This is a genomic window from Cyclobacterium sp. (assembly GCF_014762705.1).
Lineage (GTDB): Bacteria > Bacteroidota > Bacteroidia > Cytophagales > Cyclobacteriaceae > Cyclobacterium.
The window spans coordinates 1-20638 of sequence record NZ_JABURL010000033.1; the positions used below are offsets into that span (position 1 = coordinate 1).

At 41.8% G+C, this 20638-nt stretch carries 15 protein-coding genes; 7 read left to right on the plus strand and 8 right to left on the minus strand.

Annotated features, from left to right (window positions below; translation table 11 throughout):
• The first annotated feature begins 254 nt into the window (after nucleotides 1-254).
• The 6 genes from HUJ21_RS06285 (at nucleotide 255) to HUJ21_RS06310 (ending at nucleotide 7470) form a co-directional block, all read left to right on the plus strand.
• On the plus strand, nucleotides 255-1232 hold the full coding sequence (locus HUJ21_RS06285) for an NAD(P)H-quinone oxidoreductase (protein WP_291368096.1): 978 nt from the start codon (nucleotides 255-257) through the stop codon (nucleotides 1230-1232).
• A 40-nt stretch (nucleotides 1233-1272) separates the two neighbouring features.
• The gene (locus tag HUJ21_RS06290; protein WP_291368097.1) at nucleotides 1273-2643 is read left to right on the plus strand and encodes an amidohydrolase family protein; all 1371 of its coding nucleotides are present in this window, start codon (nucleotides 1273-1275) and stop codon (nucleotides 2641-2643) included.
• A 377-nt stretch (nucleotides 2644-3020) separates the two neighbouring features.
• Nucleotides 3021-3782 carry a creatininase family protein gene (locus HUJ21_RS06295; RefSeq protein ID WP_291368098.1) on the plus strand — a complete coding sequence of 254 codons (762 nt, stop codon included), beginning with the start codon at nucleotides 3021-3023 and terminating at the stop codon, nucleotides 3780-3782.
• Between the two features lie 14 nt (nucleotides 3783-3796).
• Nucleotides 3797-5473: a M1 family metallopeptidase gene (locus HUJ21_RS06300; RefSeq protein WP_291368099.1), complete on the plus strand. Its 1677-nt coding sequence runs from the start codon at nucleotides 3797-3799 to the stop codon at nucleotides 5471-5473.
• A gap of 66 nt (nucleotides 5474-5539) precedes the next feature.
• Nucleotides 5540-6340: a pyrroline-5-carboxylate reductase gene (proC, locus tag HUJ21_RS06305; RefSeq protein WP_291368100.1), complete on the plus strand. Its 801-nt coding sequence runs from the start codon at nucleotides 5540-5542 to the stop codon at nucleotides 6338-6340.
• A 107-nt stretch (nucleotides 6341-6447) separates the two neighbouring features.
• Nucleotides 6448-7470, plus strand: a complete 1023-nt coding sequence (locus HUJ21_RS06310; RefSeq protein WP_291368101.1) for an alpha/beta hydrolase — start codon at nucleotides 6448-6450, stop codon at nucleotides 7468-7470.
• 55 nt (nucleotides 7471-7525) lie between these two features.
• On the opposite strand, the gene HUJ21_RS06315 is transcribed toward HUJ21_RS06310, so the two are convergent.
• The 8 genes from HUJ21_RS06315 to HUJ21_RS06350 all read right to left on the minus strand — a co-directional run bounded on the left by HUJ21_RS06315 (nucleotide 7526) and on the right by HUJ21_RS06350 (nucleotide 20032).
• Nucleotides 7526-7690, minus strand: a complete 165-nt coding sequence (locus HUJ21_RS06315) for a DUF1328 domain-containing protein (protein WP_166148263.1) — start codon at nucleotides 7688-7690, stop codon at nucleotides 7526-7528.
• 129 nt (nucleotides 7691-7819) lie between these two features.
• Nucleotides 7820-9886: an alpha-L-fucosidase gene (locus tag HUJ21_RS06320; protein ID WP_291368102.1), complete on the minus strand. Its 2067-nt coding sequence runs from the start codon at nucleotides 9884-9886 to the stop codon at nucleotides 7820-7822.
• Nucleotides 9879-14006 (minus strand): two-component regulator propeller domain-containing protein, encoded by a 4128-nt coding sequence (locus HUJ21_RS06325; RefSeq protein ID WP_291368103.1) that lies wholly within the window; start codon nucleotides 14004-14006, stop codon nucleotides 9879-9881. The genes HUJ21_RS06320 and HUJ21_RS06325 overlap by 8 nt, the downstream gene beginning before the upstream one ends.
• Nucleotides 14007-14130: 124 nt before the next feature.
• On the minus strand, nucleotides 14131-14787 hold the full coding sequence (locus tag HUJ21_RS06330) for a Crp/Fnr family transcriptional regulator (RefSeq protein WP_291368109.1): 657 nt from the start codon (nucleotides 14785-14787) through the stop codon (nucleotides 14131-14133).
• 9 nt (nucleotides 14788-14796) lie between these two features.
• On the minus strand, nucleotides 14797-15192 hold the full coding sequence (locus HUJ21_RS06335) for a DoxX family membrane protein (RefSeq protein WP_291368104.1): 396 nt from the start codon (nucleotides 15190-15192) through the stop codon (nucleotides 14797-14799).
• A gap of 76 nt (nucleotides 15193-15268) precedes the next feature.
• Complete coding sequence (gene ppsA, locus HUJ21_RS06340) at nucleotides 15269-17629, minus strand: phosphoenolpyruvate synthase (RefSeq protein ID WP_291368105.1); 2361 nt, start codon at nucleotides 17627-17629, stop codon at nucleotides 15269-15271.
• 260 nt (nucleotides 17630-17889) lie between these two features.
• Nucleotides 17890-19209 carry an adenosylhomocysteinase gene (gene ahcY, locus HUJ21_RS06345; protein WP_291368106.1) on the minus strand — a complete coding sequence of 440 codons (1320 nt, stop codon included), beginning with the start codon at nucleotides 19207-19209 and terminating at the stop codon, nucleotides 17890-17892.
• A 67-nt stretch (nucleotides 19210-19276) separates the two neighbouring features.
• Nucleotides 19277-20032, minus strand: a complete 756-nt coding sequence (locus HUJ21_RS06350; protein ID WP_291368107.1) for a biotin--[acetyl-CoA-carboxylase] ligase — start codon at nucleotides 20030-20032, stop codon at nucleotides 19277-19279.
• 97 nt (nucleotides 20033-20129) lie between these two features.
• On the opposite strand from HUJ21_RS06350, the gene rsfS reads away from it, so the two are divergent.
• A complete protein-coding gene (rsfS, locus tag HUJ21_RS06355) occupies nucleotides 20130-20483 on the plus strand; it encodes a ribosome silencing factor (protein ID WP_291368108.1) in 354 nt (117 codons plus the stop codon).
• Nucleotides 20484-20638 lie beyond the last annotated feature (155 nt).

The window sequence follows — 20638 nt, forward strand, 5'->3', positions numbered from 1 at the left end:
ATGTGTATAAGAGGAAGGTTCAAAGGTACGGTGATGTTTTGATGTAATATTCAGACCAAGCCACAGTGTGGAAATGGCCTATCACACCCATGTGCCCTTATTGGTCATCAAATAAGCAACCCTGAAATGGAGCATAAGGAGAACATCACACAGCGGGACGATTATCGTTTTGAGATTCTCCTTAACGTCGGGACAGGCTAACCCAACCTTCGGTACAGGGTAAGTTTTGACCTTTTAAAACAAATTATAAACAAATGAAAGCAGTAGTAATATCTGAGCCGGGCGATCCCGAAGTATTACAAGTTAAAGAAAGAAATAAGCCGGAACCCGGAGAAAATGAGGTATTGATCAAAGTCAGAGCAGCGGGAGTAAACCGGCCGGATCTGGCCCAACGAATGGGAAAATACCCGGCTCCGGATGGTGTACCTGCAGATATACCTGGCCTGGAAATTTCAGGAACTGTGGAGCAATTGGGAAAAACAGTGAAAACCTGGGAAATAGGCGACCAGGTTTGTGCCCTGATTGCAGGAGGTGGCTATGCAGAATACGTGGTAGCTCCGGCAAGCCAATGCTTAACCATTCCTGAAGGTATCAGCCTGGAAGAAGCGGCCTCCCTTCCCGAAACCTTTTTTACCGTTTGGAACAATGTTTTCGAAAAGGGGAAATTCAGGTCTGCCGATAAGGTTCTCGTTCACGGTGGCAGCAGCGGAATAGGGGTAGCTACCATACAGATGGTCAATGCCCTGGGCGGAAGAGTGTTTACCACAGCCGGAACCGATGAAAAATGCCAGGCATGTATCGCCTTGGGAGCTGAAATGGCTATCAATTACCAGCAAGACGATTTTGAGGACAAAATTAAAACCCATTTTGATGGTGCCGCAATAGATATCATTCTGGACATGGTCGGTGGAGATTATACATTAAAAAATATCAGGCTATTGGCCCCTAAGGGCAGGCTCATTATGATCAATGCCATGAAAAACAAAATTGGTGAAGTCGACCTGATAAGGATTATGAAAAATGAACTGATACTGACCGGGTCTACCTTAAGACCCCAATCTGTAGCCTACAAAGGTCACATTGCCACACAGTTAATGGCCCAAATTTGGCCTCTTTTTCCGGACAAGATTAAACCCATAATTCATACAGCATTCCCATTGGCAGATGCCCGACATGCGCACCAATTGATGGAAAGCTCCACACATATAGGGAAAATTTTACTATTGGTTTAAGCTGTAGACCCAGTTTGTTTAAGCCTTAAAACACAAGATTATGAGATATTTGATGCATTTAATCACTGTCCTGTTAGTGAGTTTCTCCTGTGGGCCAAAGACCCAGCAATATAACCTAAGTGAAACCTCCACTGTATTTGAAAATGTACATGTCATTGATGTCCGTACGGGTGAAATAGAAAAATGTCATGTGGTCATTGATGGACAGGTAATCGATCAGGTTATTCCAGCCGGAAACCCGGCCGATTGGGGACAGGCAAATGTCATTAATGCTTCCAACCATTATCTTTTACCCGGTCTCGCGGAAATGCATGCCCATATTCCCACCGGGGAATGGAATGAGCCCCTGGTGCAAGAGACATTATTCTTGTATCTTTCAAACGGAATTACCACCATCAGAGGGATGTTGGGCAATCCGGTCCATCTTCCACTCAGGGAAAAAGCAGCCAATCAGGAAATCCTTTCTCCACGAATCTATACCTCAAGTCCTTCTTTAAACGGCAATACCGTACGGACTCCTGAAGAGGCCCGCGAAAAGGTGAGCACCTATGCCCGGGAAGGTTATGATTTTCTAAAACTTCACCCGGGCATCCGAAAGCATGTATTTGACACCCTGGTCAAAACTGCTAAGGAAGTGGGGATCCCTTATGCCGGACACGTGTCCAGTTTGGTAGGAATCAGACATGCTTTAGCAAACGGATACCAAACGGTGGACCATGTAGATGGCTTTCTGGAAGGTTTGGTTCCTGAAGACGCAGGGGTTAACCCAACAGAAAATGGATTTTTCGGATACAATTTCACCAACCTGGCCAAAATGGAAAGCATTCCGGAACTGGTAGCGATGAGTAAAAAAAATAAGGTTTGGGTGGTGCCTACCCAGGCCCTTTTCGACCGTTGGTTTTCTCCCATACCGGCAGAGGAATTGGTCAACCAGCCTGAAATGAAATTCATGTCTCCTGAAACACGAAACAACTGGATTGAAAGCAAAAATAACCTGACTGAAGGAGATTCCTATGAAAAAGAAAAATGGCAACAATTCCAGGAAATAAGGTACCAACTGATACAAGCCTTACATAAAGATGGACAAGGCCTACTCCTTGGCTCAGATGCGCCCCAGGTTTTCAATGTACCCGGATTTTCCATACATCATGAGTTGCAGGGCATGCTAGATGCAGGCTTGAGCCCCCTGGAAGCCATTCAGATTGGAACCATCAACCCTGCTTTATTCTTCGGCGGGAATTTTGGAGAAATAAAAAAAGGAATGGAAGCGGATTTAATTTTGGTCAATGACAATCCCCTGGACAACCTGGAAAATCTGAGGAATCCGATTGGGGTAATGGCCAGGGGACAATGGATAGACCAAAATACCATTCAAAAAAGGCTGGAACAAATCGCCAGACAATATGAATAATCCATGAGATTATTGCTGAAATATTCAAATCCCGAGCAGGCTTGGTATGTATTGTTTACGGATGGAAGAACTTTATCAGGTAGGATAAAATAGGATTGGCCATTCCTATGGATTAATCCAAGCCCAGAACTCCTCAATCATTCAGACAGGATTTGTTAGAAATGCTATTAATACTTTTAGGTGAAATTTTTCCGGTTATCTGGCGGGGATTCCATTTAGAAAAGGGCTACAGACAGCGGTAAGTTGTAATTCCTTGCTTTGCCTGCATTGGAAGCCATTTAAATAAAGTCATTGACCATAGAAGAAGGAATTTTTGAAAAAATATGGTTTATTTACATTTTAGGAATGGAGACCAGATAAATTAACAAACCAAGATCATGAGACCCTATATTTTGGCTGAAACCAATTGGAAAGCACTGAAAAAAGAAAAAATTGAGTTGGCGGTACTCCCCTGGGCAGCCACCGAGGCCCATAACTACCACCTGCCCTATGGTACCGATATTTACGAAGCAGACGCTGTCGGGGCTGCATCCGGGAAAATCGCCTGGGAAAAGGGAGCAAAAGTAATGATATTACCCACCATTCCCTTTGGTGTGAATACGGGGCAAGCCGATATTTACCTGGACATGAATCTCAACCCCAGCACCCAACTGGCCATTATCAAAGACCTGACCACCGTTTTACACCGGCAGGGAATTCCAAAATTGTTGATATTGAACAGTCATGGAGGAAATGATTTCAAAACCATCCTGAGAGAAATTGGACTTCAATTTCCCGACATGTTTTTCAGCACCTGCAATTGGTTCCAGGCACTTGACAAAACTCAATATTTTGACCACATGGGGGACCATGCCGATGAAATGGAAACAAGCCTGATCATGCACCTTCATTCCCACCTGGTGGGTCCCCTGGCAGAAACAGGTGATGGAGCAGAAAAAAAATCAAAAGTCAAAGCCCTGAGGGAAGGCTGGGCCTGGGCAGAGAGAAAATGGTCCATGGTCACCGAAGATACCGGCATTGGCAACCCCAAAGCTTCCAGTAAGGAAAAAGGAGCACGGTTTTTTAAGGATGTCACAGAAAAAGTGGCTCAACTTATGATTGATTTGGAAAAACTTGATATCACTGACCGTTACGAATAATTGCTCCCCAACTTATGAAATTATCACTTGATTTTAAGTCTACATCTATTTTTGCTCTTTTTCTATGCCTGATTTTTCCCCTCCCAATAACCCATGCACAACAAGTGGGTATTCCCTATACCAGACAGGACAGCCTGAGAGGAAGCATCACCCCTGAAAGGGAATGGTGGGATTTGGTATTCTACCACCTGGATATTGAGGTGGATCCAAGAAAAAAATCCATTGAAGGAACAAATACCGTACATTATAAAGTGCTCCGGGAAGGACAATTGCTTCAAATTGATCTACAGGAGCCGATGAGAATAAGGAGCTTCCGGCAGGATGGAAAGGTACTGACCTATAAAAAAGAAGGAAATGCTTATTTCGTACTACTTCCTTCTCCACAAAAACCGGGAAGCGTTCACAATCTTGAAATCTCCTATGAAGGTAATCCTAGAATCAGTCCCAACCCTCCCTGGAGTGGTGGCCTTACCTGGAAGAAAGACGCAAAAGGAAAACCTTTCATTGCCAATTCAAACCAGGGAGATGGGGCCAGTCTTTGGTGGCCCTGTAAAGACCATATGTATGATGAACCTGACAGCATGCTGATCAGTGTGAAGGTTCCTGATCCATTAATGAACATATCGAATGGGAGGCTCAGAAAGACAGAAAAACATGAGGATGGTACCAGCACCTACCATTGGTTTGTGTCCAATCCCATTAATAATTATGGCGTAAACATCAGCATTGCCGATTATGCTCATTTTTCTGAGGATTACCAGGGAGAGAAGGGCCCTTTGACGCTGGATTACTATGTACTCAAAGAAAACCTGGATAAAGCCAGGGTACAGTTTAAAGATGTGCCCCGGCTGATGCGTGCTTTTGAGTATTGGTTTGGCCCATATCCTTTCTATGAGGACGGGTTCAAACTGATTGAAGTGCCTTACCTGGGTATGGAGCATCAATCTGCCGTAACCTACGGTAATGGCTACCAGCAGGGCTATAAGGGGAAAGATTTTAGTGAAACCGGTTGGGGAATGACCTTTGATTATATCATTATCCATGAAGCCGGGCACGAATGGTTTGCCAATAACATTACCTACCGGGATATTGCCGATATGTGGATCCATGAAAGCTTCACTACCTATTCCGAAAGCCTGTTTCTGGATTATCACTACGGCATTAATGCCGGTAATGCCTACCTGCAGGGTGCCCGGCAGGTGATAAAAAACGACATCCCCATTATTGGTGACTATGAGGTTAATCAGCGGGGATCGGGCGACATGTATTTTAAAGGAGCCAATATCTTGCACACCCTGAGGCAATGGATAGCTGATGATGAAAAGTGGAGGAATATCCTTAGGGAAATGAACGAAACCTTTTATCATCAGACGGTGTCAACTAATAATATAGAAGAATTTCTAGCCGAAAGGACCGGATTGCCCCTTCAACCCTTCTTTGATCAGTACCTGAGAACCGCCGATGTTCCCTTGTTCCAGTTTTACTGGAAGGACGGCCAGCTTTTTTTCCGTTGGAAAGAGGTGGTAGATGACTTTGCCATGCCATTGAAAATCAGCCAGAATGGTAAAACACATTGGTTAAAACCTACATCGGAATGGCAAAGTACAACTGACTTGATAGAAAAAGAAATGATAGAAGCAGATCCCAATTTTTACATTTACACCCAGCAAATTCAACCGGGATCAGAATAAATTAAATGAATTTATCCACAAATATTGATTAATTTTAACACTGAATTTTAATTTAAAGGACCAGAAATGGACAAAAACACAAAGATTGCCATCATTGGCTGTGGGAACCTGGGCTTATCTATTGTAAACGGATTATTGTCCAGTTCAGGTTTTGATGGAAAAAACCTGACAGTTACCAAAAGACACCCTGAAAGCCTGTTTTACCTGCAATCTCAGGGAGTTACCGTTTTGGCAGATAATAAGGAGGCTGTAAAAGACGCTGATTTTGTCATTTTGGGAGTTAAGCCTTATAACATCAAACCTGTTTTGCAGGAGATCAAACCGTTTTTATACAAGAAAAAGCAGGTAATTGCTTCTTTGGCCGCAGGAGTTACCATTGAGCGCATAAAGCAGGAATTGGAGCCAGGCACCACTGTTTTCAGGGTGATGCCAAATATTGCAGCAGATATCAAAGAGTCCATTACCTGCATTTGTGGCGAGAATTTCACTCCTGAATCTGAGGAGGTTGTTAAATCCATATTCAACAGCGTGGGTATATCCATCACTATAGAAGAACACCTGATGGAAGCCGCTACTGTATTGGGAGCCTGCGGGACGGCCTTCGTGCTCCGGTTTATGCGGGCCATGACACAAGGGGGAATACAGATAGGCTTTGATGCGAAAACGGCCAACAAGATAGTCAATCAAACCGTAAAGGGAGCAGCTGAACTCATCATTCAAAAAGGGATTCACCCGGAAGCAGCTATAGATAAAGTCACCACTCCCAAGGGTTCCACCATAAAAGGTCTTAATGAAATGGAACACCATGGATTTAGTTCTGCTATGGTAAGAGGTGTAGTCGCCTCCTATGAGGACATCAAAAAGTAAGTACATGAAACCTGGCATGACGCAAACGGAACAGGGAGGGCTGTACCGGTAAGTATCGGGGCAGTATGCGAAATTACATGTGGCCTTAGAAAACAAATTATAAACAGATGAAAAGAATCATCCCCTGGCTAATGGGTTTAGCCATCTTATTGGTAATCGCTTACATGTTGGGACCCAGGGAAAGTACACAGGACCTGTCCGGAACCTATCCTGAAGTCCCAACTGATCTTGCAGAACTGGAAGCTTTTATCAGGGCCAAAGAGGATACGGTTAAAGGCTTAAAAGCCAATAACCAGGCCAGAATCCTGTGGGCTGACAGCACAAAAAAAGAAAAAACACCCTTCAGTATCCTTTATGTTCATGGATTTGGAGCCAGCCAAATGGAAGGTGACCCCGTTCACAGGAAAATTGCAGCCCATTTCGGGGCCAATCTTTTTTTAAGCCGGTTGCCCGAACATGGTATCGAAAGGCCAAATGCTTTTGAGTATTTGAATGCATCTAAGCTGGTTCAGGGAGTCCGGGAAGCTTTCATGATCAGTAAACAACTCGGAGAGCAGGTCATCGTGATCGGTACCTCAATGGGTGGAGCATTATCATTGGTTCTTGCAGAAGAACGGCCTGATATCCATGCTGTGCTATTGTACTCACCCTGTATCGCCATATATGGAGACAAGCTCGACCCCTTATTTCAGCCCTGGATGAAAAAATTGATGGAATTAACCATGACAGAAAATGGGGTAATGGTAGTTCCAAGAGAAGAGGAGGAAGGGAAATACTGGGCCAACAGGCTTCATATCAATGCCTATACCAGCCTTGGCATTTTGGTAAAAAGTGAAATGAATAAGGAAACCTTCGAAAAAGTAGAGCAGCCTCTTTTTCTGGGATATTATTATAAGGATGAGGAAAATCAGGATCGTGTGGTATCCGTGCCTGCCATGCTCGAAATGTTTGACCAGATCAACACTCCTGCTCAACTGAAACGGAAAACCAGCTTTCCGGAAGCTGGAGACCATGTCATTGCCTCGGATATTAAAACCGACCAATGGAAAGCAGTTTTAGAAGAATCGATCAACTTTTTGGAACAGGTAGTCCATGTACCTCCTGTGCCAGAGCTCACTCAACCGTTATAGTTTAACCTGATTGAGAAAACAGGAAGCCAACTGTGTAGGTGGCTTCCTGTGTTTTTTAAAACCCATTTAAGGCCCCTGCAATTAAACTTATTGCCAATAAAATCAGGAATAAATAAAAGATTATTTTGGCAATGGAAGCCAATCCGGAAGCGAGCCCGGAAAAGCCCAATACAGCAGCAATCAATGCTACCACTAAAAACACAATTACCCAAGTCAACATCTTTTTTTGGTTTGGTTAATGAAAATTTCTTTCTATTAAGGTACAAGAAATAAGCCAATTTCCAAACTAACCGCATTATATTACAGACAAATGCAATTTTTATAGGTATAAATAAAATAGCCTACCTGTTTATTCGATCAACACTCCTATTTCGGCAAAACTAGCCGGCTGATCATCCAGTTTACTCAATGCTTTTAACCGAATATAGCGGGCCTCCACTGTAGGGAAAATTACCCGTTGTTCTATTGGACTGTTGGCAATGTTACCAAATTCCCCCTTGCTGACTTCCGTCCAGCTATCCCCGTCCTTGCTTACCAGAAAAGAAAATGATTGGATCAAACCTGACAAATACCTGTTCTGCATGGGGAAATAAGTAAAACCTTTTAGGGAATAAGTGGCACCAAGGTCAATAGTGACCCTATCCTGATTACTGAAATAATTGGTACTGGCATTATCATCAATAAGCTGTGTGGCGTTTTCTCCGGGCTCCATCACTTTCCAGTCTTTCTTTGCCAGCTGAAATTCCTTTTGTACAGGTTCACTGAACTTCTTCGCCTGTGGATCCCTGGAAATAGCATGGATGGAGGTGGGCTCCAAAACTTCAAATTGCCCGGTATACAATTGTCCATTTTTAGCAGGATCAGACCCATCCAGGGTATAATACATTTCCAGCCCTTTTTCGGAGGCTTCCATACTCACCATACCGGATTTTTCCCTGCTGATTTTAGGAGGAAGCAGCAAACTGGGGGCGTAAAAAAAGGCCAGGTGGCTGATCGTCGGACTATCTTTTGAATTATTAATGGTAAACCTGATAGATCTGGCCTCAGTATCCGGCAATCGTAAAATTCTTTTAAATCCAATGGTAGTACCTGTAGCAATCTTCTTCCAGGAATTATCTATCTGCTGCACTGCCAGGTCAAAGGATTTGACTCTTTGACCCAGAGCGATGTTTTCCTGAACAAGAAACCGGTTAAAAACAACCGGACCGGGGAGGTCAATAGTGATAGAAGCTGAGGTTTGTCCTTCTTCAGCAGCCCAGAAGTTACCCAGTTCCTCATTTAAAATTTGCTGAACCTCAAAACCCTTTCCCCTGCTGGAGCTGGCCGATAAATTATCTGCATCAATGGGTAACGGAGATGCAAAATCTTCTTTAATTTTATTTACCAGTTTCATGAGTTGGCTGACATCATTTTCATGAATTTTCCCCCTTTTATCAATAGGAAAGTTCAATAAAAGAGAACTGTTTCTGCCAATGCTATTGTAATAGATTTCCAAAAGTTGTGGAAGGGATTTGACCTTATGGTCTTCATATTCATGGTAATACCAACCCGGCCGGATGGAAACATCTGCTTCTGCAGGTACCCAATGGGTCCCATTTTCCTGTCCGGATGCATATTTTTCCGCATATTCAGGCATACCCCCATAGATCGAATCCCGCATCAGATTGGACCAGGTAGTCTCGTAGGCAAATCCATGTTCATTACCCACCCACCTGACATCAGGGCCTGCATCACCAAATATCACTGCATTGGGTTGAAGTTCTCTAATGATGGCATAAGTGTTTTGCCAATCATAGTAGTTTTTTTTATCCACCCTTCTCTCTTCATTGGCCCCGCCATAGTATCCTGTACCTCCATTTGCTCCATCAAACCAAACTTCAAATATCTCTCCATAATTGGTTAGCAATTCTCTTAATTGCTGCCTGAATACCTCAATATATTCCGGCTTTCCATAGTCCGGATGGTTTCTGTCCCAGGGTGAAAGGTAAACCCCAAATTTAAGTCCTTCCTTTCGGAATGCTTCAGCTACCTCTTTGATGATATCACCCTTTCCATCCTTCCAGGTAGCATTTTTCACAGAATGGGGAGTGGTAGCTGTGGGCCACAGGCAAAAGCCGTCGTGGTGTTTGGCCGTAATAATAATTCCTTTCATTCCAGCCTCCTTACAGACCTTTGCCCATTGTGCCGGATCAAAATCTGTAGGATTAAATAAAGCGGGGTCTTCATTTCCCATACCCCACTCCATATTGGTAAAGGTGTTCATATTAAAATGGGCAAAAGCATAAAACTCCAACTCCTGCCATTCAAGCTGTCTTGAATGGGGGACCGGATTTACTGGTTCCGGTGGATCGGCCTGGGGTGCAGCACATGAGGCCAGAACACAGGATATGAAAAGTAAGCAGTATAGATTATTCATTTTCATTATTTTTTTGAAATTGGGATGGGAGTTTACCATAGTTGGCTTTAAAGTGTTTTGAAAAATACTTGGCATTGTTGTACCCTACCTTATAGGCTACCTCTGAAACGGTATATTGGTTCATTTCCAAAAGCTGCGCTGCCCTTTGCAAACGTATAGACCGGATAAATTCCAGCGGATTTTGACCCGTAAGCGAGTTGATTTTTTTATACAGGTGAACCCGGCTCATGCCCAAAGATTTGCTCAATATTTCAACAGAAAAATCCGGGTTTTCGATTTCCCTTTCAACCAATGCAACTGCCTTTTGGATCAATTTGTCATCCAGGGATTCCATTTCAGCAGCACTGGTTTGGACCGAAATAATTTTGCGGTAATGTTTTTGCAACCGTGATCTTTCTTCCAAAAGGTTCTTGAGAGCCGAAAGAAGTATTTCCAGACTAAAGGGTTTTTCGAGGTATAAATTGCATCCCGAGTCAAGTCCCAACAAATGATCCTCCTCTGCTGTCTTTGCTGTAAGCAGAATTACTGGAACATGCGAAGTTTTAATATTTGATTTGATCGCAGAACACAATGCAATACCATCCATTTCAGGCATTAATATATCCGACAAGATGAGATCTGGTATTTTGCTGAAAGCTTTCTCCAATGCCTCTTTACCATTACCTGCCTGGTCCACAATATAAATTTCTTTCAGTACCTCTGCCAAATAATGCCTCAATTCATGATTGTCTTCCACCAGCAGCAAAGTAGGCCTATCGCCACTAATTTGGGATACCCCGGAAGAAATTAATTCCTCCTTTCCTGTATCCATAAAAAATTCCTCCCAGGTAAGGTAGCCTTCTCTTATGGAAAGCGGCAGGGAAATTACGAATAAGGTGCCTCGCCCGGGCTGGCTTTCCACTTCAATTAATCCACCGTGAAGTTTTGTGTACTCTTGTGCCAGAGACAATCCAATACCTGTACCTTGATTTCCTGCTGTATTCAGCGTGAAATACCTGTCGAAGATCCGGTTCAAGGTTTCCTTACCCATTCCTGCTCCAGAGTCCTGAACATTGATCTTCAATAAGCCATTGCGGAGACCCTGTTGTTGAAATTCCAAGCCAACATTCACCTCACCTCCTTTTGGGGTAAATTTGAAAGCATTAGACAACAGGTTATAAATGATCTTGCTCATTTTATCCGGATCAAAAGAAGTAGGTATACTTCTTACATTTGATCCAAAGGTCAATCCGATTTGATGATTGACCGATAAACTCTGAAATGCACGTACATTCTCTTCAATGAATGCAACGATCTCCCCTTCTGAGGTTTCCAATTTCAGGGAATCACTTTCCATATTCCTTACTTCCAATAATTGGTTGACCATAAGCAGGAGTTTTTTGGCATTCTTTTGAATGGTAGTGAATTGAAAGATTTCAGGACTTTCTGGTCTATCCATTATTATCTTTTCTATCGGTGCCAAAATCAATGTAAGCGGGGTTTTGAACTCATGGCTCACATTGTTGAAAAACCGGCTTTTCATTTGATCCAATTCAGCCAACCTTTGGTTTTCCTTTATTTCTTCCAGGCGCTGGAGCCTTTGGCGTTCCTGATTAACAAACCACCTCCAGGCCAGTAAAAAAATGGATATGAATAGTATAACATACAAAAAATAGGCAAATGGGGTTAGCCAAAAAGGGGAGAGAATTTCAATAGAAAGAGAAGCCGCTTCCTCCCCCCAAATGCCATCTGCATTGGTCGCTTTAACCATTAAAGTATAATTCCCCGGATCCAGATTAGTAAAGGAAACCTTAAAAGGAGGTTTGGATAATTTAACCCAATCTTTATTAAAGCCTTCCAAACGGTATAAAAACCTACTCTTTTCCGGGTTGAGGTAGTTTAATGAAGAGAATGAAACTGAAAAAATGTTTTCATGATGTTTCAATTGAATGGATCTCTTTTTATCTAAATTGGAAGATAATATTGCCCTGCCATTTATGCGTTGGTTTACAGAAATGGCTTGGTTAAACAATTGAAATTCTGTAAATACAATTTCTGGTTCCTTTTCAATAAATGGAAAATTAACGGGATTTACGAAATTAACCCCATCGGAACCTCCAATAAAGACTTCTCCCCTATCCGATAAAAAAGCAGCATTTTTATTGAAGTAATTACCTTGAAGTCCATCTCCGGTATTAAAAAACCGAAATTCCAATAGGAGTTCCTTATTGCTGCGGTTTACTTTTGCCTGGGTGAGTCCTTCCTGTGAACTTAACCATAAATCCCCCGACTGGTCCGCAATCAAACTGACCAGGAAATGGTTTTCAAGACCATTGGACTGATCAAAGCCATGAAATATTCCTGCCTCTTCGTCATAATAAAACAAACCTCCACTAGATCCAACCCAAATTATGCCATATGGATCCCGGATGATTTCTGAAATATTGTGATTTTTCAATCCTGATTGGTCGTTTTCATTTCCTGAAAAATACTGCTGATATCCTTTTTCCGGATGGAAAACATCAATCCCTCTGCTTCCACTAACCCAAATATTTCCAAAGGAATCCTCATTGATTCCAGTAATATATTTGTTGTTTAAGGAAACCCCGTTTACTCCGGCGGAAAATGGCAAAAAAGTATCATTTTTCCGGTCCAGTAAAAATAGTCCTTCCCTTAAGGTACCTATCCATAACCTGCCCTTACTATCTTCAAAAATTTTCCAAACATTATTATCCCTGAGGGCACCCTCCTTTTCCGTAGAGGCAGCATAATGTTTGAATGCTTTTCCGTCAAAAGCATACAAGCCTTTTTGGTAGGTTCCTATCCAAAGTGTTCCAAAGCTGTCTGTAAACAGGTCAACCACCACAAGGTCCGGAGGCGGAATATCACCTTCCAAACCTGTTTGGTCAATAAGGTCCAGGCATACTCCTGAAGAATGATCGTATTGCCATAAGCCACCACCATTTGACCCCATAATGATCCGCCCTGCGGTCATTTCTTCCATGGCATTTACATCATTCTTTGGAATAGGATTATTGGGGTCAATTTCCCTCCTTACCGTGCCAAAGCGACTAAAATGAGGATGATACAAATCAATTCCTCTTTTGTGGGTCCCTACCCAAACAATTCCATCTTGATCCAAATACAAGGCATATACAGCATTGTGAGATAATGATTGAGGGTTTTCAGGATTGTTGACCAAATACCGGACTTTTCCTTTTCTTTTATCGATAATATTGATCCCACCATGGTCCGTCCCCACCCATACCTGATCCTTCGAAAAGGCCATAACGGATTTGACCAAAGCATTATTTAATCTCAGGCCTGGTGATTTTTCATGGATGTTTTGTACGGAATAATCCTCAGCACTGACATGAAATACTCCCAGTGCATAATCAGGACAAAATGCCCAGGCATCACCTGACTCATCCATCACCAGTTCAAAATTATATATCAGGTTTTCATCGGCATCGGGGAGCACCTGGACTTCCTTGATGACTTTCAAGCTTTCACCGGAAAGTATATCAATCCAACCATTGTCATAAATAACCCAGAAATTGCCTTTTGTGTCCTCCTGAATATCGGTAACTGAATTGTAGCTCAGGCTTCCCTCTAAAGAAGCTTTATGAAAAAAATAATTTGATTTATTGACGTCACTTTTATAATGGGTCATTCCTTCGTAAGGATGCAGAAACCAAAAATCACCCTTCGAATCCTCAAAAACTTTACTAATATCCTTGCTTCTCAAATTATACCGAAAGGCTATTTTCTCCATATCACTTTCGAAAATCCCCTTGTCCTTCCTGTAGATATTAAAAACCCTTTCAAAATCCTTTAACCAAATATCTCCGTCCGGACCCTGAAATATCTTGTAAATAGAACTGCTACTTACGGTACTTGAATCACCTTCGTCACTATAATACACATTAAGCGTGGACCCATTGTAGCGATTAAGTCCATTATTGGTTCCAAACCAAACGTACCCATCCCTATCCTGAAAAATTGTCTGAATATTTCCACTGGAGAGGTTTTGGCCGGTTTTCAGTTTTCTGAACGAAATTTCCGGATCATTTTCTCCCTTGAGGTCTGCAAACAGCAAAAGATTCCATAATAACAATATGAAAGCACTTGTCCTTTTCATAAAATCGATCCAGGGGATAACTTTCTTCTATTCAAAGCTAAAAAAATGAGCTGATAATAAAGTAAATTATTATAACCAAAATAATTTTTAATGGCCAAAGCCTATAAAACAAAAATAATTGTTTCTATTTATTGATCAACTCTTCGAAATCATCTCTTATATAGATCACATTTCTACCCAGTTCAATCCACTTTTTATTTTCTAATTGCTTTAATAATCTTGAAATAACCTCCCTGGAAGTGCCCAATTCGGTTGCAATTTCCTGGTGGGTAATGTGGAGTTCATTGGCCTTTGCCTGTTTCATTTTAGTGACAATGTACCGCATCAACCTTTCATCCATACGCTTGAAAGCTACTGCATCCAGGGTTTTGAGCATTTCCTGAAATCTCGATTGATAGGTGCTGGAAACATAGTCTTTCCACTGTTTGAATTCATCAGACCATTGCTCATGTTTGAGGACGGGAATAGCCAAAAGGGTGGTCTTCTCTTCTGCCACAGCTTTTATTTCGCTAGGCTTTGATGCCGAACAGCAAGTCAGCGATAAGGCGCAGGTCTCGCCCGGCTCCAGGTAATACAAAAACAATTCTTTCCCTTCTTCATCCATGCGAAGCACCTTGATACTTCCCTCAAGGACAATGGGAACCATTTTAATAAATTGACCGGGCTCCATAATGGATTTTCCCTTATCGATTTCTATAATTTTTGCTTCCTTGCCCATTGCTTCAAGTAATCGGGAATCGGTAATGAAAGGCAAATGGAATTTTAAATCATCTATGTCGATCATGTTAAATTATTTTTTTAAAGAAATGCAGTCGATGGCCCACGCGTTTTTGTCATTAAACTCATAAACCAAAATAAAAAACAATAAGTGAATCATCTGTGAGGGTAAGGCACCCCAGTTCTCTATCATAGATGTGCCAAACATCAGAAAAAGCATCAAAACTCCACCCAAAATACCTGCCATGCTTGTATGCCAACCCAAAAGCAACATTAATCCCAGTAGAAATTCCAGGAAAGGCAGTACAAAACTAAAAGGAACAACAATAAATTCAGGTAAATAGGATCCATCGAAACTATCGACCATTCCACTACTGAAATTGCTTATTTTTGGAATACTGACCAGACCATGACCAAGCATACTGATCCCAACTCCCAAGCGGATAAAAATAAAGGATAAAGATTTCATGCGTTTGATTTATTTGGTTAAAATTAACCTTTACCAGCTTGCGCAACAAATCTTTTTTACCCAATCTGTCTTCAACTTACTTATTTTCCGCTTTTTGGATATTTTTAATACCTCCAATCAAGGCATCGGCATTGAATGATATGCTGTCAATGCCCTGATCGACCAAAAACCCTGCGAATTCAGGATAATCACTGGGTGCCTGACCACAAAGCCCGATCATTTTTCCTTTTCTTTTGACATCCCGAATAACCCTGGCAAGCATTTCTTTTACTGCCGGATTGTTTTCATCAAAAAGGCCGCTAACCAGTTCAGAATCCCTGTCCACACCCAAAATTAATTGTGTCAGATCGTTGGAACCGATAGAAAATCCATCAAACAGGTCTGCAAAGGTTTCAGCCAATATGACATTGCTGGGTATCTCAACCATCATATAAATTTCCAGGTTCTTTTTTCCACGCTCCAAACCAAAAGATTTCATGCATTTGAGCACCTGTTTTCCTTCTTCAGGCGTTCGGCAAAAAGGAACCATCAACTTCACATTGTCCAATCCCATTTCCTCACGCACCCTTTTCATGGCGCGGCATTCCAGTCCAAATCCCTCCCTATACAATCCATGGTAATACCTGGACGCTCCCCGAAAACCCAGCATGGGGTTTTCCTCTTCAGGTTCAAAGTATTTTCCTCCAATCAGTTCCCTGTACTCATTGGATTTGAAGTCACTCATGCGTACTATTACCTCCTTTGGGTAAAATGCGGCTGCGACCATACCTACCGAAGCGGCCAATTTTTCTACAAAATATAGTTCTTTGTTCTCATAAGCTGAAGTTAGCGCATGTATGGCCCTTTTTTCATGGCTTTCAACCATTTCCCCATACCTTACCAATGCCATAGGATGGATCCTGATGGCTGTGGAAATAATAAATTCCATTCGCAACAATCCTACCCCTTGTTGTGGATACATGGCCATTTGAAAAGCCCTGTCAGGATCGGCCAGGATCAACATTGCACGTGTTTTGGTTTCCTTTAAATCCCCCAGATGAACTTCCCTTTCCTCCCAATCCAACTTTCCATCAAAAACCTCCCCTTCATCACCCTCCGCACAAGATACGGTCACGACCTGACCGTCTTTAAGCTTTTCAGTCGCATTCCCGCAACCTACCACGGCATGGATACCTAGTTCTCTGGCCACAATAGAAGCATGGCTGGTCCTTCCACCTTTATTGGTAACAATACAAATGGCCTTTCTTAACAAGGCATTCCAGTCGGGATTGGTAATATCAGCCACTATGATATCCCCTTTTTCCACTTTTGAAGCATCGGAAAGTGAGTTAACAATAACCACCTTTCCACTGGCTATGGCCTTTCCTACTGCCTTTCCTACGCATAGGGGATCTGGCTTATTTGGCATGTGGTACGTTTTCAGTGTCAAGGCTTTTTTCCTATGTACGGTCTCTGGACGGGCCTGGACAATGCTTAATTCTCCAGATTTTCCATCCTTCGCCCATTCAATATCCATTGGTGTATCGTAAAGCTTTTCTATTTCAAGACACCATTTTCCCAATTGAATCAAGTCAGATTCTTCAAGAGAAAACCCCGTCTTTTCCCCTGCAGTGGTTGGAACTATTTTCAAAGGCTTTTTGCCATCTTTAGCAAAAACCATTTTGTGTTCTTTGGCACCTGGCTTTTTCTGTAGGATGGGATAAGATAAGGCTTTGGCCAAGGAGGGTTTGAAAAGATAAAATTCATCGGGATTTACTGCCCCCTGCACCACCATTTCTCCCAGTCCCCAGGCAGAAGTAAGGTATACCACATTGTCAAATCCGGATTCGGGATCCAGGGTGAAGGCTACACCTGCACTGCCCTTATCAGAGCGGACCATATGCTGCACACCCACCGAAAGTCCTACATCCATATGATCAAACCCATTATCCAATCGGTATTTTATGGCCCTGTCATTATATAGAGAGGCATAGCAATTCCTCACTGCCTCTAATAAGGCCTTTGGACCTTTTATATTAAGAAAACTATCGTGCTGCCCGGCAAAACTTGCAGAAGGAAGATCTTCTGCAGTGGCACTACTTCTTACTGCCACCGATTTGTTTTTACCCAATTTCAAATAAAATGCTTGTATTTCAGCTTGTATTTGATCCGGTATGGCTGTAGAAAGAATCATTCTCCGGCATTTTCTCCCCACTTCAGGTAAATTGCTCAGCGTATCCTTATCCAATGAATCCAAACTATTTTTAAGTGGGGCCTCTAGTTCAGCCTCCCTCAAAAAAGCCCGGAAAGCCGCCACGGTCACCGCAAACCCCATTGGCACCCGAATTCCTAGAGGTGTCATTTTTCTTATCATTTCTCCCAGGGAGGCATTTTTACCTCCTACACTTGCAAGATCTGTATGGCGGATCTCACTGAATGAAATACAATATTTTGTCATTGGGGCTTTCTTTTGGCTATAGAAAAGCAAATTAGGCAATATCAGGAAAGAATAGCCTGATGAAAATCATATTCGCGCTAAAAAAAAAATTAACATCTCCGATTCCTTCTGAAAACCGAAAAACCTTTCTGACAGGCTGTCCTGCATTGTGCCATTCCCATGTACAGTAATCTGGAAAAATGCTTTATGGCTCATAAAAAAACAAAAAGCCCGGACAAATGGCCCGGGCTTAAAAATATTACGCATTCTTTTGCAATTCACTAATACCTGTAATAATCAGGTTTGAAGGGACCTACTTGTTTCACTCCTATATATTCAGCCTGATCGGGAGTCAATTCATCCAATTCAACCCCGAGCTTTTTAAGATGCAGGGCAGCTACTTTTTCATCCAAATGCTTGGGAAGCATGTAAACACCGGGCTCATATTGATCGGTATTATTCCAAAGTTCCATTTGGGCCAGGGTTTGATTGGTAAATGAGTTGGACATTACAAATGAAGGATGCCCTGTTGCACATCCTAAATTTACCAATCTGCCTTCTGCCAATAAGATAATATCCTTTCCGTCCACATTGTATAGATCTACCTGAGGTTTGATTTCATCCTTGGTATTTCCAAAATTTCCATTTAACCAGGCCATATCAATTTCATTGTCGAAATGGCCAATATTACAAACAATGGCTTTGTCTTTCATAGATCTGAAATGCACTTCACCTATGATATCTTTGTTTCCGGTTGCGGTGACCACAATGTCTGCTTCCTTTACCGCATCTACCATTTTCTTTACCTCAAAACCATCCATCGCTGCTTGCAGGGCACAAATAGGATCAATCTCCGAAACGATCACCCTCGCACCAGCTCCTCTTAAAGAGGCCGCAGATCCTTTTCCTACATCACCATAGCCGGCTACTGCAGCAACTTTTCCAGCCATCATGATATCCGTTGCTCTTCTGATAGCATCTACCAAAGATTCCTTGCAACCATATTTGTTGTCAAATTTCGATTTTGTAACCGAGTCGTTGACATTAATTGCAGGAATTGGCAAGGTGCCGTTTTTCATGCGTTCATACAACCTGTGAACACCAGTGGTCGTTTCTTCGGAAAGCCCTTTGATTCCTGAAACCAGTTCTGGATATTTATCCAAAACCATATTGGTGAGGTCACCCCCATCGTCAAGAATCATATTCAAAGGCTTTCTTTCTTCACCAAAAAACAAGGTTTGCTCTATGCACCAGTCAAATTCTTCGGCATTTAGTCCTTTCCATGCATAAACACTGATACCCGCTTCAGCTACTGCTGCAGCAGCATGGTCCTGGGTAGAAAAAATATTACAGGAAGACCATGTTACTTCCGCACCCAGGGCAACCAGGGTTTCAATGAGTACTGCGGTTTGGATGGTCATGTGCAGACATCCTGCAATTCTGGCACCTTTCAGCGGCTGAGCATCCCCATATTCCTCCCTTAAGGACATGAGCCCTGGCATCTCACTTTCTGCTAACCTGATTTCTTTTCTTCCGTATGCGGCCAGGGAAATGTCTTTCACCTTATAGGCAATGTATTTTTGTGATTTAATTGTTGACATTATATATAGTTTAATTAAAATTGAAACAAATTTAGGTATTCGTTGACACAAATGAAAATCCATGCCATTAAATGAATTTTATCTGTTTGAAATCATAACTTTGGATTTTTCCATTTTGTTTCATAATGCTAAGGTGACCGTAAGGACCCACCCCCAGGATTTTCCCGATAAAAGGTTCTCCGTCATCATAGCTGGCCCATACGCCCAATTGGAATAAATGATCCATATACGAGTCTTTAATGGACTGCTGAGACCCATTTTTGAGCAACAGGTATTGTTTTTCGATAGAAACCAATAGTTGTTCCAATAGCCATTCCAGGTCGAAAGTTTTTCCGGTAATACCTGCCAGGGAAATCGCGTTTTCAACAGGAAATTCCATCTGGTTGACATTTATCCCAATTCCTACTATTGAAGTATCGAACAAATTACCGGAAATGGTGTTTTCTATGAGCATTCCACCCAATTTGTTTCCATTTATATCGAGAAAGTCATTGGGCCACTTTATTTGGATTTCAGGGTGTATGTTTTGCAAAACTTCAAGTACCCCAAAGGCCATTGCCATATTTAAATCGAATTGTTGATCTACATGAAGGTAGTTTGGTTTAAAAATAATTGAAAATGTAAGGTTCAATCCAGGTTCCGCATGCCATGAATTGTTCCTCTGCCCTCTGCCCTTGGTTTGAGCCTCAGCAACTATAACCGTACCCTCACTGAATTGGCCGGATTTTATCATAGAAGCGGCAAAACTATTGGTGGAATGACACTCTGTCAGGTTTACCAAATCTTTTCCCAGAAAAATGGTATTGGCAAGGATTTTATGCATTTTATATTAGTTATTTTATCCCATAATCAGGATATTTAAAAACCAAAGTGAAATTTAAGCATTAAAAGGATTTAAATTAAATCAGCAGAAAAAATATATGACGGCAGAGGAGCTGAGCAATGTAATAGTGAAAGGGATGGAAGATAAAAAAGCTTCCGATATTGTAGTAATGGACTTAAGAGAAATCAATAGTACGATGACTGATTTTTTTGTGATTTGTTCAGGTACATCAGACACACAAATAGAAGGTATATCCAATGCTGTGGAAGAAGAAGTCTTTAAAACCAACAATGAAAAGCCCTGGAAAAGCGAAGGAAAAAATAACCGGCAGTGGGTTTTAATGGACTATGTCAATGTAGTGGTACATATTTTCTTAAAAGAAAAGAGGGAATTTTACCAACTGGAGGATCTCTGGGGCGATGCTAAAGTAACCAAAATAAACAATCACTAATCGCCACGTATTTAAACCTTCATTTTTTAATTTCGTTCTACAAAAAGTTTATAGCAATAAAAAAATCAAGATGAGTGATAAAAATAAATCAAAAAAATTTGTTCCAAAACCACCTCAAAAACCAAATGTTCAGCTTTGGTTAATCATTACTGCGG

Coding starts and splice junctions, on each gene's coding strand:
- HUJ21_RS06295 (WP_291368098.1), top strand. CDS start 3,021: ATGAGACCCTATATTTTGGCTGAAACCAATTGGAAAGCACTGAAAAAA.
- HUJ21_RS06325 (WP_291368103.1), bottom strand. CDS start 14,006: ATGAAAAGGACAAGTGCTTTCATATTGTTATTATGGAATCTTTTGCTG.
- HUJ21_RS06285 (WP_291368096.1), top strand. CDS start 255: ATGAAAGCAGTAGTAATATCTGAGCCGGGCGATCCCGAAGTATTACAA.
- HUJ21_RS06315 (WP_166148263.1), bottom strand. CDS start 7,690: ATGTTGACTTGGGTAATTGTGTTTTTAGTGGTAGCATTGATTGCTGCT.
- HUJ21_RS06310 (WP_291368101.1), top strand. CDS start 6,448: ATGAAAAGAATCATCCCCTGGCTAATGGGTTTAGCCATCTTATTGGTA.
- ahcY (WP_291368106.1), bottom strand. CDS start 19,209: ATGTCAACAATTAAATCACAAAAATACATTGCCTATAAGGTGAAAGAC.
- HUJ21_RS06320 (WP_291368102.1), bottom strand. CDS start 9,886: ATGAATAATCTATACTGCTTACTTTTCATATCCTGTGTTCTGGCCTCA.
- ppsA (WP_291368105.1), bottom strand. CDS start 17,629: ATGACAAAATATTGTATTTCATTCAGTGAGATCCGCCATACAGATCTT.
- HUJ21_RS06350 (WP_291368107.1), bottom strand. CDS start 20,032: ATGCATAAAATCCTTGCCAATACCATTTTTCTGGGAAAAGATTTGGTA.
- rsfS (WP_291368108.1), top strand. CDS start 20,130: ATGACGGCAGAGGAGCTGAGCAATGTAATAGTGAAAGGGATGGAAGAT.
- HUJ21_RS06300 (WP_291368099.1), top strand. CDS start 3,797: ATGAAATTATCACTTGATTTTAAGTCTACATCTATTTTTGCTCTTTTT.
- proC (WP_291368100.1), top strand. CDS start 5,540: ATGGACAAAAACACAAAGATTGCCATCATTGGCTGTGGGAACCTGGGC.
- HUJ21_RS06335 (WP_291368104.1), bottom strand. CDS start 15,192: ATGAAATCTTTATCCTTTATTTTTATCCGCTTGGGAGTTGGGATCAGT.
- HUJ21_RS06290 (WP_291368097.1), top strand. CDS start 1,273: ATGAGATATTTGATGCATTTAATCACTGTCCTGTTAGTGAGTTTCTCC.